The sequence below is a fragment of the Nitrincola iocasae genome (genome assembly GCF_008727795.1).
Classification (GTDB): domain Bacteria; phylum Pseudomonadota; class Gammaproteobacteria; order Pseudomonadales; family Balneatricaceae; genus Nitrincola; species Nitrincola iocasae.
Genome location: NZ_CP044222.1, coordinates 2,801,262 through 2,815,096, shown reverse-complemented (window position 1 = coordinate 2,815,096; position 13,835 = coordinate 2,801,262). Strand labels below are relative to the sequence as shown.

Annotated in this window: 10 protein-coding genes; 3 read left to right on the top strand and 7 right to left on the bottom strand. The window is 51.2% G+C overall.

Annotation, left to right across the window (positions count from 1 at the left end; genetic code table 11):
- The first annotated feature begins 15 nt into the window (after positions 1 to 15).
- Positions 16 to 1,593 (top strand): MFS transporter, encoded by a 1,578-nt coding sequence (locus F5I99_RS12975; RefSeq protein WP_151056659.1) that lies wholly within the window; start codon positions 16 to 18, stop codon positions 1,591 to 1,593.
- On the opposite strand, the gene gcvP is transcribed toward F5I99_RS12975, so the two are convergent.
- A complete protein-coding gene (gene gcvP, locus F5I99_RS12970) occupies positions 1,590 to 4,487 on the bottom strand; it encodes an aminomethyl-transferring glycine dehydrogenase (RefSeq protein ID WP_151056657.1) in 2,898 nt (965 codons plus the stop codon). The two genes, F5I99_RS12975 and gcvP, sit on opposite strands and share 4 nt — an antisense overlap.
- 303 nt (positions 4,488 to 4,790) lie before the next feature.
- Positions 4,791 to 6,356, bottom strand: a complete 1,566-nt coding sequence (locus F5I99_RS12965; RefSeq protein WP_151056655.1) for a SulP family inorganic anion transporter — start codon at positions 6,354 to 6,356, stop codon at positions 4,791 to 4,793.
- Positions 6,357 to 6,615: 259 nt separating this feature from the next.
- Here F5I99_RS12965 and F5I99_RS12960 point away from each other — a divergent pair, with 259 nt between their 5' ends.
- Positions 6,616 to 8,877 carry a TonB-dependent receptor gene (locus F5I99_RS12960; protein ID WP_151056653.1) on the top strand — a complete coding sequence of 754 codons (2,262 nt, stop codon included), beginning with the start codon at positions 6,616 to 6,618 and terminating at the stop codon, positions 8,875 to 8,877.
- On the opposite strand, the gene ccoG is transcribed toward F5I99_RS12960, so the two are convergent.
- Complete coding sequence (ccoG, locus tag F5I99_RS12955; RefSeq protein WP_151056651.1) at positions 8,878 to 10,275, bottom strand: cytochrome c oxidase accessory protein CcoG; 1,398 nt, start codon at positions 10,273 to 10,275, stop codon at positions 8,878 to 8,880.
- A gap of 114 nt (positions 10,276 to 10,389) precedes the next feature.
- Between ccoG and F5I99_RS12950 the strand changes: the two genes are divergently transcribed.
- Positions 10,390 to 11,820, top strand: a complete 1,431-nt coding sequence (locus F5I99_RS12950) for an aminotransferase-like domain-containing protein (protein WP_151056643.1) — start codon at positions 10,390 to 10,392, stop codon at positions 11,818 to 11,820.
- On the opposite strand, the gene F5I99_RS12945 is transcribed toward F5I99_RS12950, so the two are convergent.
- The 4 genes from F5I99_RS12945 to F5I99_RS12930 are packed head-to-tail and all read right to left on the bottom strand — an operon-like array spanning position 11,808 to position 13,751.
- A complete protein-coding gene (locus F5I99_RS12945) occupies positions 11,808 to 12,692 on the bottom strand; it encodes a DUF1853 family protein (protein WP_151056641.1) in 885 nt (294 codons plus the stop codon). The genes F5I99_RS12950 and F5I99_RS12945 overlap by 13 nt on opposite strands.
- Positions 12,693 to 12,713: 21 nt before the next feature.
- Entirely contained in the window at positions 12,714 to 13,217 is a 504-nt protein-coding gene (locus F5I99_RS12940; protein ID WP_225307408.1) for a disulfide bond formation protein B, read from the bottom strand.
- A gap of 21 nt (positions 13,218 to 13,238) precedes the next feature.
- Positions 13,239 to 13,574 carry a YdbL family protein gene (locus tag F5I99_RS12935; protein WP_151056639.1) on the bottom strand — a complete coding sequence of 112 codons (336 nt, stop codon included), beginning with the start codon at positions 13,572 to 13,574 and terminating at the stop codon, positions 13,239 to 13,241.
- A 9-nt stretch (positions 13,575 to 13,583) separates the two neighbouring features.
- Entirely contained in the window at positions 13,584 to 13,751 is a 168-nt protein-coding gene (locus tag F5I99_RS12930; protein ID WP_225307407.1) for a YnbE family lipoprotein, read from the bottom strand.
- Positions 13,752 to 13,835: the final 84 nt, after the last annotated feature.

Sequence of the window (13,835 nt, the reverse complement as noted above, 5' to 3'; positions counted from 1 at the left end):
AGATACTGATCAATTATGCTTACCACTGCTCGTACCCTGTTATCGCTTTATGCCAGCTATGGTTTGTTGGTTCTGGCAAATGCACTCTTCACTACACTGACCAGCTTACGGGCCGATCTTGAAGGTTTCACCGTGCAAACGGTGGGTCTGATCATGGCCGGTTACTTTCTGGGGATGTTTCTGGGAGCGCGTTACACTTCCAAAGTGATCCAGCGTGGGGGACATATTCGGGCGTTTGCTGCGTTTGCCTCATTTATGTCTTTGTCTCCGCTGATGCATGTGCTGTTTATTGATCCCTGGGTCTGGTGGGTGTTGCGTCTGATTGATGGCTTTTGCCTGGCAGGTCTGTTTATCATCACCGAAAGCTGGCTGAATGCGCGTTCGGATAATAAGACACGTGGCAGCATAATGGCGATCTATATGGTGGTTAACTACCTGGCGTCAGGGCTGGGGCAGTTGTTTCTGCTATTTGCATCGCCGGATTCCTTTGAGGCCTTTGCTGTGGCTTCAACCTGTTTTTCTCTATCACTGTTGCCCCTGATGATGACCCGTACAGAGGCACCTATCCCACATCCGGTAACCGGTTTTACCGTTAAGCCTCTACTCAAAGTGGCGCCTGCCGGTTTTTTTGGTGCCGTCTGTGCTGGTTCTGTTAATGCTGCTTTCTTTGCCATGGCACCGATTTATGTGCAAACACTCAATTATAGCGTACAGGAAATCTCACTGTTTATGATGGCTGGGGTCTTTTCTGGTCTGGTGCTTCAGGTGCCACTGGGTAAGCTGTCAGACCGAATTGAGCGACGCAAGGTACTGGCGGGCGTGTGTTTTGGTGCTCTGGTGTTTAGCCTGCTGATGGTGATGCAAAGCTTTTTTCAATTGCCGTTTTATTGGCTGTTGATCAATGTATTCTGCTATGGCTCACTGGTGTTCGTGATTTATCCTCTGTCGGCCGCGCACGTGAATGACTGGAGTGAACCGGACCAACTGATGCAGACCTCATCAGGTCTGATGATAGGTTATGGTAGCGGGGCGATTTTCGGTCCCTTGCTGAGTTCTTCACTGATGTCCTGGATAGGGCCAGCTGCTTTGTTTGCTTATATTGCACTTAATTTGCTGGTGATGATGTTCTACGCTATATACCAGTCCAAAGTGGCCGGTCTGCAGCGCGAGAAAATGGAGTTTGTACTCCAGCCTTCGATACAGTTCCCGACCGACGAGCTTTATACCGCAGCACAGGATGATCTGACGCCGGTGCCTGAGGAGTTGTATCAGACTGAGGACTCACTAGAGGATGATTCTGTCACTGGAGTGGCAACTGCAGATGAAGCGTCTGACAGTGAAACGGGCGAGGATAATTTTGAGGATGAGGCAATTGCAGAAGGGTCGGTTGCACAGGTCTTGGCTGCTGACGAGGTGGATGCCATTACCGATGACGCAGATGTGTCTGAAACGCAAGATGCTGATGAGCCGATCAGTACAGAATCACTGATTGAAGCCTGGGAGCAGGAACAGCTCAGTGAAGCTGGCGCGGTTCCTGAAGCTGATGAGCAGATGCTGGTTCAGGAATCCAAACCAGCACCCACAAAGGATTAGCGGTAATCCTCAACCGGTATGCAGGCGCAGAACAGGTTGCGGTCACCGTAAACGTTATCGATACGGTTGACGCTCGGCCAGACTTTAGCCTCTTTTAGCCACTCGGCGGGGAAGGCACCCTGCTCACGGCTGTAGGCACGTTCCCAGTTTGGGTCCATCAGATCGGCCTGCGTATGCGGTGCATGGCGCAGCGGGCTTTGTTCCGCGGTGAGTTCACCGGCTTCAACGGCCGCTATTTCCTGACGTATCTGAATCATGGCATCGATAAACCTGTCCAGCTCAGCTTTGGGCTCAGATTCTGTTGGCTCGATCATCAGCGTGCCAGGTACCGGGAAGGACATGGTGGGCGCATGGAAGCCAAAGTCCATCAATCGCTTGGCAACGTCTTCTTCGGTGATACCGGTGCGCTCTTTCAGGGGGCGCAGATCGATGATGCACTCATGTGCCACGCGACCATTGCGACCGGTATAGAGTACCGGGAAGTGTTCGTTAAGGCGCTGGGCAATATAGTTGGCGCTCAAAATGGCCACTTCAGTAGCCTGGCGCAGACCGGTCCCTCCCATCAGACTGATATACACCCAACTGATGGATAAAATACTGGCACTACCCCAAGGCGCAGCTGATACCGCGGTATTGCTGCGGTCATTATTATTGACAGACACGACTGGGTGGTTGGCCAAATGGGGAACCAGATGGGCTTTAACCCCGATCGGTCCCATGCCTGGACCACCGCCGCCATGTGGAATGCAGAAGGTCTTGTGCAGGTTCATGTGGGAGACATCGGCACCTATCTCCGCCGGTTTGCTGATGCACACCTGAGCATTCAGGTTGGCACCGTCCATATATACTTGGCCGCCACAGTCATGCACGATGGCACAGATCTCTTTAATCTCTTCTTCAAATACGCCATGCGTAGAGGGGTAGGTGATCATTAGAGCAGCGAGGTCGTTTTTGTGCTCCAGCGCTTTGCTGCGAAGATCTTCTACATCCACGTTGCCCTGCGCATCACAATCCACCAGTACCACTTTCATATCGACCATCGCCGCTGAGGCTGGATTGGTGCCGTGGGCCGAAGTTGGAATCAGACAGACGTTACGGTGCCCTTCTCCCTTGGCGCGAAGATAGTTTCGTATTGCCATCAGACCGGCATATTCACCCTGTGCACCGGAGTTGGGCTGCATGCAGATGGCATCAAAGCCGGTAATTGCGCGCAGCATTAAATCCAGTTCATTGATCATCTGTTGATAGCCTAGTGCCTGTTCGCGGGGTGCGAACGGATGCATATTGGCCAGTTCAGGCCAGGTTACCGGCAACATCTCGGCGGTGGCATTGAGTTTCATGGTACAGGAGCCCAATGCAATCATGCTGTGGACCAAAGATATATCTTTGTTTTCCAGTTTTTTCAGATACCGCAGCATTTCGGTTTCACTGTGGTGGGTGTTGAAGACTGGATGGGTCAGAATTTCATTATCCCGTAGCAGTGAGGCTGGCAGTGACGCTGAACCCTTCTGCACCAGTTCAAGATCTATGGCTTCGATATCCAGTTGATGCGTTTCGCCCAGAAGCGCTTTCCACAGGGTCAACACTTCTTCACGAGTCGTGCGTTCATCACAGGTAATGCCTAGCTGGGTGTCGCCGATTTTGCGCAGATTAATGCCGAGCTCAGAGGCGCGTTCATAGGCGCTATCGCGTGAAAAGCCCAGATCCAGAGTCAAGGTATCAAACCAATGGTTGTTAAGCAGGGTAACACCTTTGGAGGTAAGACCTGCTGCCAGAATATTTGTCAGGCGGTGAATACGTGAGGCGATGATTCTTAGCCCTTCAGGACCATGGTAAACAGCGTAGAAGGCGGCCATATTGGCCAGCAATGCCTGAGCGGTACAGATGTTGGACATGGCTTTTTCACGGCGAATATGCTGCTCACGCGTTTGCATTGCCATACGCAGTGCCGGTTTGCCACGACTATCGACTGATACACCGATGATACGACCCGGTACTGAACGCTTGAAGGCATCGCGGGTGGCAAAATAGGCCGCCGATGGGCCACCGTAACCCATGGGTACACCAAAACGCTGCGATGAACCGAATACCACGTCGGCACCTAGATCACCCGGTGATTTCAACAGCACCAGCGCCATAATGTCTGCGGCGGCGCAGAAAAGCGCTTTTTGTTCGTGAGCTTTGGCAATTAATGCCTGATAGTCTTTGAGGTTGCCCAATGTATCGGGATACTGCACCACAACACCAAAGTAGTCATGCAACTCCATCAGGCTGGCCACATCACCGACGACAACATCAATACCCAGCGGCTCTGCGCGAGTCAGAATAACGCTGATGTTCTGTGGATGCAGATGTTCATCAACGATAAAGACATTGGCTTTTTTCGCCTTGGACATGCGTTTACATAGCGTCATGGCTTCGGCAGCTGCTGTAGCTTCATCCAATAGAGACGCATTGGCCAGTTCAAGCCCGGTCAGGTCCATAATCATCTGTTGGAAAGTCAACAGACCTTCCAGGCGTCCCTGAGAAATTTCCGGCTGATAAGGGGTATAGGCAGTATACCAGCCTGGATTTTCCAGCACGTTGCGGAGAATTACATTGGGGGTGATGGCATCGGTAAAGCCCATACCGATCATGGAACGCTGAACAATATTCTGGCTCATAATCACTTTCAGCCGTTCCAGAGTTTCGGCTTCGGTACGCGGGCTGTCCAGTTGCGCCGGAATATCACAGCGAATAGAGGCAGGTACTGTGCGCTGAACCATATCTTCCAGGGTCTGAAACCCGGTAGTTGTGAGCATAGCCTGCTGTTCTTCAATAGAGGGGCCGATATGACGTTCAATGAAAGCATCATGATGTTCAAGGGTGTGTAGCGAAAGTGACTGTGGGCACATTACTAAGAAGTCCTGAATGAGTTCTGGCCTGCTCGCGCACTTGAGTGCGAAAGGCCTGCTCAGGGGTAAATTCCCTGAAACTGAAAATTTTAGCCGCTAATACTAACCGTTTTTGCGCTAAAAGTGGGCAAAAAAATGGTCGTAGACTTGGGCTGATAGGCTCGGATCTGGCTGACACGCCGTGAACCCATCCATGGGGCTCCAGTGCGCCGTCCTGGCGCGCAGGGTCAGCCAAATCCGATCCCATCAGCCCCCACTACCCCAGCGTAGCACCACGAAAAAGGGTACTGATCCGAATGCCATTTAATGCAATGCAGATTTCATGTTGGTGAAAATAATAGCTTCTGTAAGATAGGCCGTGTTGAGTTGAAGGAGCTGAGCCTTAATGCTGGGCGTGGTTACAACCTTTGGACGCAATTTGTGCTGTAACATGCGTTCAACCATTTCGTCCAATGCAAAAATCGCGGTTAAATCCATAAAATCGACTTTGCGGCAGTCAATGATGATGTCCTGTGTATCAATGACCTTATCGACAGTTTCGATCCGGTCAAGCATATGACTGGCAGATCCGAAGAATAACGGGCCTTTGACTTGTACTACACGAACACCCGGACCTACTTTTTCCACATGATGGGAATGATGGCCGTTGCGATCATCGAAGCTGATATCAGATTCTCTGGCTACCCGCTGTGTTAGCATGCCCATTGCCAGAACCACGCCCACCCCAACTGCCATCACCAGATCCACGAGTACTGTCAGTGCAAAGACCGTCGCCATAATCAGTGTTTCTGGTCGAGGGGCTGTCTTCAGTCGTTTCAGCATGCGATAGTCAAGAATATCGAAGCCGACTTTGATCAATATACCAGCTAAAACGGCTAGTGGAATTTGTGATGCCAGGGGCGCAGCCCCCATCAATAGAGTCAGCAGAAACAAGGCATGAATAACACCGCTGAGCCGGGTGGTGCCGCCTGAGTTTACGTTAACCACCGTTCGCATGGTTGCGCCAGCACCAGGCAGTCCACCAATCAGAGAGCAGAGCATATTGCCGAGACCCTGGCCGATGAGTTCACGGTTGGGTTGATGATGGGTCTGGGTAATGGAGTCTGCCACCAGTGATGTCAGCAGGCTATCAATACTCCCCAGTAATGCCAGAGTAACCCCCAGTGTAACTATTACACTCCAGTCCTGTAGGGTGAAATTGGGCAGTTGCAGGTCAGGTAATCCAGTGGGGATATGGCCGATTTCAGCCACATTGAAACCGGCAAAATAACTCAGTAGCGTACAAACAATCAGTGCAATCAGTGGTGAAGGCACGAAGCGACTAATCTTTAATGGGGTTAGAAAAACGATCCCGAGTGTTAATAAACCCAGACCCAAAGCTTCAGGATTGATGTTGTGAAATGTGTCCCCTAGTCGACTGAGGGCAATCAGTGGCGACGCTGATGCCGGTGCCCCCAGAAGCGGGGCAAGCTGCAATATAATGATGATTACGCCGATGCCACTCATGAAACCCGAAATTACTGGGTAAGGAATAAAGTGAATCAGCGCGCCAGTGCGTAGCAGTCCCAGAACAATTTGTAGCAGACCGCCGATCAGCACAACCGCTAGTGCCATCTCGAAACTGCCGCCAAACGTGGTGATTGCTGAAGCAAAAACCACCGTCATTGGGCCGGTGGGACCGGAAATTTGTACCTGTGTTCCCCCGAATAATGCCGCTATCAGCCCCAGGGCTATCGCACCATAGAGGCCAGCGGCAGCCCCTGCCCCAGATGCAACACCAAATGCCAGCGCCAGAGGAAGGGCAACAACACCAGCAGTGATGCCGCCAAAAACATCACCTTTTAGAGAAGGGGAGAGCAAGCGATACATACAGCCTAATCCAAATTCATTTTTATAGTGTAACTTTGCACCGCCTATCGTTGCTTTGCAATCCACACATATAACCTGGCCCCAATGGCACTTTTTAAGTGCGACATTATGTCTCAAGCCAGACTAATGGATTTCCACTACAATCCATCTCGTTTCAAACTTTCGCCCTTTCGCAGCACCTCCTCATCGGCCTTTTTCCCCTTCAGGTCGACAGAGGTCAAAGGTGTAGATACAGATCAGGGAACATGCAGGAGCTAAGATGAATCGAACACCCCAATATTCGCTGTTTCAGTTGAGGCAATTAGCCGTTGCAGTTGCTTTTGCCTCGATTACCCAACTAGTCAACGCTGAGCAGTTCCAGATGGCTACTGTGTTGGTAGTGGAGAAGCCGGCACCAGCCGTACTGGACAATTCCGTGCAGCAACCTCCATCCGTCATTGAGATGCTTCGTGCCGCTACTAATGACAGTGCCAGCTTGTTACGTGACATCCCTGGCGTCAGTCTTTACGGTGCGGGTGGCGTGTCCAGCCTGCCAGCAATTCATGGTCTGGCTGATGACCGTCTGCGTATTAAGGTCGATGGTATGGACCTGATTGCCGCATGCCCAAACCACATGAACCCCCCTTTGTCCTATGTTGAGCCAAGCAATATCGGACTGCTCAAGGTTTATGCTGGTATCACTCCGGTCAGTGTGGGAGGGGATAGCATTGGCGGTACTATTATTGCGGAAAGTCCCGCACCTGAGTTCGCCCTCTCTGGTGAAGGTTATATCACCAAGGGTGAAGTTGGTACTTTCTATCGCAGCAATAATGCGGCTTTCGGAGGTAACCTTAGTGCCATTTATGCCACGGAAGATCTGAATATCAACTATAGCGGCTCATGGAGTCAGGCAGACAACTATACAGCGGGTGACAATTTCAAGAATTTTGTCGAAACAGGACGCCCTGGCCATACACTGGATCTGGATGAAGTGGGATCTACTGCATACGAAACCCAGAATCACGCGCTGAGCATCGCCTTCAGGACTGGTGATAATCTGTTTGAAACTCGATTCAGCTATCAGGACATGCCGGAACAACTTTATCCCAATCAGCGTATGGACCTGTTGGAAAACACCCAGAAACTAGCCAATTTCGCCTGGACTCGCGAATTTGATTGGGGGGTGATGAAAGCGCGTGCCTACCATGAAACCGTCGATCACTTTATGGACTTTGGCGATGACAAGCGTTTCTGGTATGGCGCGCTGTCCAACCCGGATGGACAGGCCTGCAGTCCGATCGGCTTTATGGTCGATGGTACTGCGACTACCTGTGCCGCTGGTATGCCCATGTACTCCGAGAGCGAGAATAGTGGCCTGAGTCTGAAAGCCGATATCAATCTGAACCCCGATCAACTCTTGCGCGTCGGTGCCGACCTGCAGCGTTACCGTCTTGACGATTACTGGACTGCGTCTGGCGGTGGTATGGGACCGGATATTTTCCAGAATATCAATAATGGCCAGCGAGACCGCTCGGCGCTGTTTGCTGAAGTGGAATCCAGCCATAACGAACGCTGGACTACCCTGTTGGGCGCACGTTATGAGCGTGTAAACATGGATGCCGACGAAGTACATGGTTACAGCATGATGGCAAATCAGGGAGTTGAATCGGCAGCGTTTAACACCCAAAGTCGTGACCAGACTGATGATAATTTGGATCTGACTGCACTGGCACGCTACCTGTACAGTGATACTCTGGATATTGAGATGGGGTTGGCTCGCAAGGTCCGTTCCCCCAGTTTGTACGAACGTTACACCTGGTCCAGTTGGGCCATGGCGGCGACCATGAACAACTTTGTTGGTGATGGTAACGGCTATGTGGGTGACGTTAACTTGAAGCCGGAAACTGCCTATACCGCTTCGGCGACATTCGACTGGCATGCCAGTGACCGCCGTTGGAGCATCGCAGCCACTCCGTTCTTTACTCACGTGGATGATTATATCGACGCAGTTGCTTTGCCTGCTTGGGGTGATGATCAGTTCAACGTGCTGCAGTATGCCAATCAGTCTGCTCGCCTGTACGGAATCGACTTGTCCATGCAGATGCCTCTGGCGTCGAATGACTGGGGAGCCTGGGGACTTAACGGTGTGATCAACTACACCCAGGGGGAGAACCGTGATACTGGTGACGAGCTGTACAACATTATGCCGCTGAACGGACGCTTCACACTGAGCCATCAGAAGGGTGGTTGGGACAATGCTATCGAATGGGTGGTTGTGGATGATAAAAGTGATGGTGCTGATGTGCGCAACGAAATCACTACCTCTGGCTATAGTCTGATCAATTTGCGTTCCAGCCATAGCTGGAATCAGGTACGCCTGGATTTCGGCGTGGAAAACCTGTTTGATCGCTACTATACCTTGCCAACTGGCGGTGCATACACCGGACAGGGCCGAACCATGTCCATGAACGGCGTACCCTGGGGTATCGCTGTACCGGGCATGGGCCGCTCCGCTTATGTCGGTGTGAAAGTGACCTTCTGATCAGCGCTGCTGATAGTGGGTATTGGTGATCAGGCTGGATGAACGACTCCATGTTCTGGTCTGATCACTAAAATTAAAGGTGATGGGCAGAACTCCCCCTGCGGGATTCATAAGGCATACTCTGTAAGCAGTCCATTCACCGCTGTTATCCAGCATGAAGGTTTCAGGTCCTTGAAGTACCAGGCCTTCCTGCCCGCTGACACTGACATACATCTGCGTTAAAGCAGGAGCGAAACTCTCTGCTTTGATCTGATAGAAGTTGCACAGTGATCCATCGGAAAACTCCCGGTACAGACTGTCGCGATCGCGACGAATTTCAACCACCAGATCTTTCTTGTTCACTAGCGCGTATCCAGTAGAACTGAAGGCAATCAATGTAACTGCAAAGTAACCTAGCAGACGTGGACGCCAAAAACGCTGAGGTTGTTGCTGTTCTTGGGCGGCTGCGAAACCGATCAGTCCGGTCGGACGTTGGGTTTTTAGCATCACCTGATCGCAGGCATCGATACAGGCACCACAATCGATACAGGCGGCCTGTAATCCATCGCGGATATCTATGCCAGTGGGGCACACCTGTACACAAATATTACAGTCTACACAATCTCCCACTGACCCTTTGGCTTGTTGTATGGCACTGCTGAGTTTTATTGATCCTCTGGGCTCACCGCGTTCAGCGTTATAGCTGACCTTAAGTGATCGATCATCCATCATCACGGCCTGAAAACGTGAATAGGGGCAGGCATGTAAGCAAATTTTTTCCCGTACTAACCCGGCGTTGATATACGTTAGCAGTGTCATGCAGACTAACCAGCCAACCAGAGTGGTGGATGCCTCTGCACCGGCCAGTTGAGCGACCAGGTCTCGGATAGGCATAAAATAACCGGTGAAGGTGATCGCGGTGAGTAGCGCAACAGTCATCCACAGGGTGTGTTTTACGATGCGTCGGGCGAGTCTGGCTCCACGGAGTGGCATATTTTCCTGACGCTGGCGCAAAGACGCACGCCCTTCAGTCCAGCGCTCAATGCGAATAAATATCCAGGTCCAGATAGTTTGTGGGCACGCAAAGCCGCACCAGACACGGCCCCAGATCATGGACACAAAAAACAGCAGACTGGCCGCGGTAATCATCATCCCTGTCAGTATATGCAGGTCGTACCAGGAAAAATGTGTGCCGAATAGCAGAATGCGTCGCTCAGGGAAGTCGAACATCAACCAGGGCGTACCCTTGGACTGTACCCAAACCAGACCGAAAAACAGCGCCAGTAATGGCCAGCTGATCAGGCGTCTGAGGTTCTGAAAGCGTCCTTCGGTGAGGCGTACATGAATTTTTCGTCCTTCAAGTCCGTAGGAGTCGTTAATTGGACGAAGTGGTATTTGAGCTGATGGTGACTGATGCATGATTCATGGTCCTCTTAATTTACTGCAGGCAGTGTAAGTAGCCTGTATAAATAAGGACAGGGACAAAAAAATAATAAATAATAGGTACAGATGTGAATGCTTATTGAGGTGATTATGAAGCAGGATTATGCCTACCTTGAACTCGAAGCCTGGCTCTATTCCCGGATGCAAGCGGGTCGTTGGCAAGTAGGAGAGCGGTTGCCCTCTGTACGTCACTTATGCCGGGAAAAGCAATTATCTAAAGCGACAGTGCTGCACGCTTATCAGCGCCTCGAAGCTCAAGGGCGCATAGAGGCACGACCGCGCTCAGGCTACTTTGTCTGTGAGTTGCCGGGTTCGGCGTTGGATCAGTCTGTAGTGGCGTCGACGGCTATTCCCGGGCCTGTACCGGTTAACAGCAGTGAGTTGCTGACTGATATTATGCTGCAGGGGGCTGCGTTTGATCTGTTGCCTGGTGGTCAAGCAGAGCACATTTCAGCCGGTTTGATGCTGCTGAATCGATCGATTGGGCGTGCTCTGCGCCAATCGAGAGGGAAAGCACATCAGCGCTATGAGGAACCGGCAGGGTACCTGCCGTTGCGTCAGACGCTGGCGCAACGTTATCAGCGAGATGCCTGTCAGGTCAGTGCCGAAGAGTTTTGTATTACTAGCGGTTGTCAGAATGCGCTGTTTTTGTCCTTAAAAGCCTGTTGCCGACCCGGTGACTTGGTGGCCGTAGAAGATCCCGGTTTTTATGGTGTGATTCAACTGCTGGAGCAACTGCAACTCAAGGCTGTACAAATACCCGTCCATCCGCAGACTGGAGTGGATCTGAATGCATTGGAGCGGGCACTGCAGCATTGGCCCATTCGGGCCTGTGTCGTAACACCCTGCTTTGCTACACCGGGGGGATCATTAATGCCAGAAGCCCATCAGCGGCGCTTGCTTGCCTTAGCCAATAAGCATGAGATAACCCTGATTGAAGATGATATCTATCGTGAACTGAGTTTCACCGGGCGTTTGTCACCGCTGAAAGCGCTGGACGAGCAGGATCGGGTGATTTTATGTGGTTCCTATTCAAAAGCACTGTCTCGTGATCTGCGTTTGGGATGGGTGCTAAGCAAGCGCTGGCATAAACGCATTGTTTACTTGCAATTGATAACGCAACTGGCGAACAGTCATTTCGTCCAGCAAGGCCTGAATGATTACTTGATATCGGGTGATTATGACCGTTACTTGCGACAGTATATCAGTGAGCTCTATCGTCAGTCACAAGAGTGGATGCAGGCACTGCAAAGCCGCTGGCCGGAGCGCATCCGCGTTGATGTCCCTCAAGGTGGGTTATGCCTTTGGGTAGAGTGGCAGCAGCCAATTGATACGCTGGCACTTTACCCCCTGGCTCTAAGGCAGGGGATAGCGATTACCCCCGGCCCGTTGTTTTCCGTCAGCGGTGACTTTCGCCAGGCGTTGCGTCTGAGTTTTGCACAAGCCTGTAGCCCTAAACACCAGTCCGCGCTGGAGAGTTTACAGACGATGATGGACCAACAGTCAGCTCAAAGAGACTGACTCAGGCAGTCTCGGGCCGCGGCTTCCCAACTATCAGGAACAATAAACAATCGACGTGTTTCCTGTTTAGTCTGAGGATCGATAACCGCGACTTGCAGAGGATGTGTCAGATGGGTGGACAGGTGGATAACGAGCTGATTATAGTCATAGTTGTCATGGTTAGCAGGCTGCTCGGCAAACCATTGTCGGCGCTCCAGACAGCGGAAGTGTGCGGCGCTCTTAAGTTGGTGGAGTTGAGCCTGTGCCAGCCAGGCGGGTTGACCCGTTGTCGCGAGTGCCATGGGCTGAAACAGTCGTCCGCGACATACTGCTTGAGCCTGGTCTACCTTGATGCCTCTTGCTGCAAGCTGTGCTTGTGCTGCATCGCTGCCGGATAGTGGCAGTTGATGATTGCAGGTATGCTGATATTTATCTATCAGTCGGTCTTTCAAGCCGGGACCGATATAACATGCCAGATTGATGTCTGATGGCCGTTGCGCAACGGCAAGGTAAAACTTAACCGTCAGTTCAAGGTGATGCACTTCATGGCTGTGCCGATTACGGATCAGCAGATCCAGTTCGCCTAGTGTGTGATTATCCGGAGCTTTTATCTGTAGATTATGCACCAACAACTGATAGTCAGGGTGATGATTAAAGTAGAAGTGCCATAACTGTTCAAAATACTGACCCAGCCTGGGTTGATACGGATGGTGTACCTGTTGCTGCAGGTGGCGTAGCAGTGGAGCTGGTTGCTGGTCAAGTTGCTGAAGCAAGTGCGTAAACCAGCGACTGGAGTCCTGCCAGTTTTTAAGGCAGGGAGCTTCCAGTAATGTTGGACTGTTGATTGCCCAATACAAATCTCTGACAACCGGATGGTGCAGGGATAAGTGCATGCTGGATGTTGACGCTGCCTGTCAACTGAACAAGCCGCGGGGGCGTTTTTTCAGTTGCAGCACGACCAACATCAGCAGGAAACCAAACAGTAGTGCTGATTGCATTGGAATGGTCAGCCCCATAAATGTCCAGGATATCTCGGCACAGTCACCAGAGCCTTCAAATACAGTCCGTAGTGCAGAAAATACCGGTTGTGTTTGCAACAGAAACTCCAGACCCGGACCACAGGCCGGTACCTGATCAGATGGTAGGTTCTGTAGCCAGACATGGCGTAGTTGTACACCGAAACCCACGAGCGCAGTCAATAAGTTCAGGCTGCCATAAACACGCTGGCCTGCCTGTTTGGGGTTGTGAACCAGGCCAAGGAAAAAAATAATAGCCATGGTAATGACAATAATTCGTGTGATGACACAGAGCGGACAGGGCTCCAGTTCCAGGTGGTTTTGCAAAAATCCGACGGCAAACAGCATGGCTGCTACGCAGGTGACTAATCCTAGCAGATTGATTTGACGATAACTCAGCAACTCGGACTCCTTATCAGGACATTATTTGCGGCGCCACTGCCCGTTTTGATCCTGAAGGTATTCTCCTGTTTTTGCACGTCCCTGTAAACGCTGACCTGCACGAATTTCAAATACTTCCAGTGTAACTGAGGCTTCTTGTGCCGACTGCTGGTAAAGTGCCCGGCGCTGTTGATTGATATCGGTTACCAGTGAGTGAAGCTCAGTCGATGGGCTAGCTGTGACAATGCCTACGTAGCCGTTGAGTTGCTCGCCTATCAGACCCTGGGTTTTGGCTTGCTCGAGAGATAGAGCCCAAGCTGGCAGTGATGCCAGTAAAAGTACCATGATCCAGATAACGCGTTTGTATGCGTGTAACATGACTATCTCCTAGAAAAGATCGCTGTTTTCTTCCAGCAGGTTATCAATTTCCCTGTCGACCTTGACCAGTATTTCATGCTGAATTTTAACATTCAGATTGATGGTGATCGGATCTTTGGGTGCAGCAAGTTGTACGGTTGGTGTACACGCAGCAGTTGCCAATATTAGCAGTAACATTACTGCAAACCGGGGAAAGACTGAAATCATAAGCGCCTCACGTTACCTGAATTTTGAATGTTTCAGGACTAGTGTAAACAATAC